This window comes from Shewanella sp. SR44-3 (assembly GCF_014163735.1).
Taxonomy (GTDB): domain Bacteria; phylum Pseudomonadota; class Gammaproteobacteria; order Enterobacterales; family Shewanellaceae; genus Shewanella.
Genome location: NZ_JACJDV010000087.1, coordinates 1 through 1,329, shown reverse-complemented (window position 1 = coordinate 1,329; position 1,329 = coordinate 1). Strand labels below are relative to the sequence as shown.

The 1,329-nt window shown below is 48.5% G+C and carries 1 protein-coding gene and 1 pseudogene; both read left to right on the top strand.

Annotated features, from left to right (window positions below):
* The first annotated feature begins 69 nt into the window (after positions 1 to 69).
* Positions 70 to 735: a LysE family translocator gene (locus H5073_RS17900; RefSeq protein WP_182680915.1), complete on the top strand. Its 666-nt coding sequence runs from the start codon at positions 70 to 72 to the stop codon at positions 733 to 735.
* A gap of 227 nt (positions 736 to 962) precedes the next feature.
* A pseudogene (locus H5073_RS17895) lies at positions 963 to 1,202 on the top strand (transposase); the annotation flags it as partial.
* Between the last annotated feature and the right edge of the window lie 127 nt (positions 1,203 to 1,329).

The following is a 1,329-nucleotide window of genomic DNA, read 5'->3' as shown; positions in this document are numbered from 1 at the left end:
TGTAATAGGCCTTTGTAATGGCCCTTTGTAATCGTCCTTTGTAATAGCCCATTCTGTTTAGAGAATTTTATGCCTGACGCAGCCCTACTGGCGGTATTTATCCCCACTTTTTTCTTTGTCTCCATCACCCCAGGCATGTGCATGACCCTCGCCATGACATTAGGCATGAGCATAGGTGTGCGCCGCACCTTATGGATGATGTTAGGTGAACTCACAGGCGTTGCCATAGTCGCGATAGCAGCCGTGCTTGGCGTTGCCAGTATCATGCTCAACTCCCCCCAAGTATTTGAAATCTTAAAATACGCAGGTGGCGCCTATTTGGCATATATCGGCATCAACATGTGGCGCGCCAAAGGTAAGATGGCCATTGTCGATCCCAAGCTCACTCAAGTAAATCAGGTAGACTCAAGCCAAATCCAAGCCAAAGCTCCAGTTAAAGTGTCAAGAGCAACCCTGATAAGTCAAGGCTTTATCACCGCCATAGCCAACCCCAAAGGCTGGGCCTTTATGATTTCCTTGCTGCCCCCTTTTATCAGCGTCGATAAAGCTGTCGCGCCACAACTTGCTGTGCTGCTTGGGATTATCATGATTACTGAAAGTGTCTCTATGCTGGCCTACGCCGCAGGAGGCAAGAGCCTACGGCTGTTTTTAACCCGAGGGGATAATATTCGCTGGCTCAACCGCATCGCCGGCAGCCTAATGATAGCCGTCGGCTTTTGGCTGGCCTTAGGCTGATGCTGGAGGTTTGCTGCTAATTATTTAGTGGTAGTAATTAGTTGTAGGAAGATGATCAGTGTTGAAAAGCGAGTTGCCGAAGCTCTTATGATAGTCCTGCATTCAGGCTTGCCATGGCCCATTTCTTTAATAAACAGTCTCTACGACTCGCAGCAAGTCCGTCCGTGGCACTTGATTTAAACAAAAGTCGAACATCCCGTCTGATGTGAAAGGACTCACACGCTACCACGGTTCAATTTCTGTGGTTAGTGCTGCAGCATGTTTTACCCAAGGGATTACGCCGAGTGCGTGACTATGGTTTGCTCAGAGGCAACGCCAAAAAACTTAGGTTGCAGATACAGTTGATGCTCGCGGTTGCGGGTGCGCAGTTTCAAGTAACTGAAAGCCCAATATTGCCCGAAGTGAAGCGCAAATTAGCGACCCGCCGATGTCCTTGTTGCCAGCAGCCAATGCGCTTTATGGGCGTAGTAAGTAAGCGTCTGGGCAACTACACCTATCTTTTAAAATTCCATGGTAACAGGCTGTCTATATCCGGTGCTGGTTGGCACAGTTCATTAAGGCAAGCCATGATGTAATCAAATGGGACTAAGCCAT

Excerpts from the sequence above, each read along its gene's own strand:
- H5073_RS17900 (WP_182680915.1), top strand. The coding sequence starts at position 70 with ATGCCTGACGCAGCCCTACTGGCGGTATTTATCCCCACTTTTTTCTTT.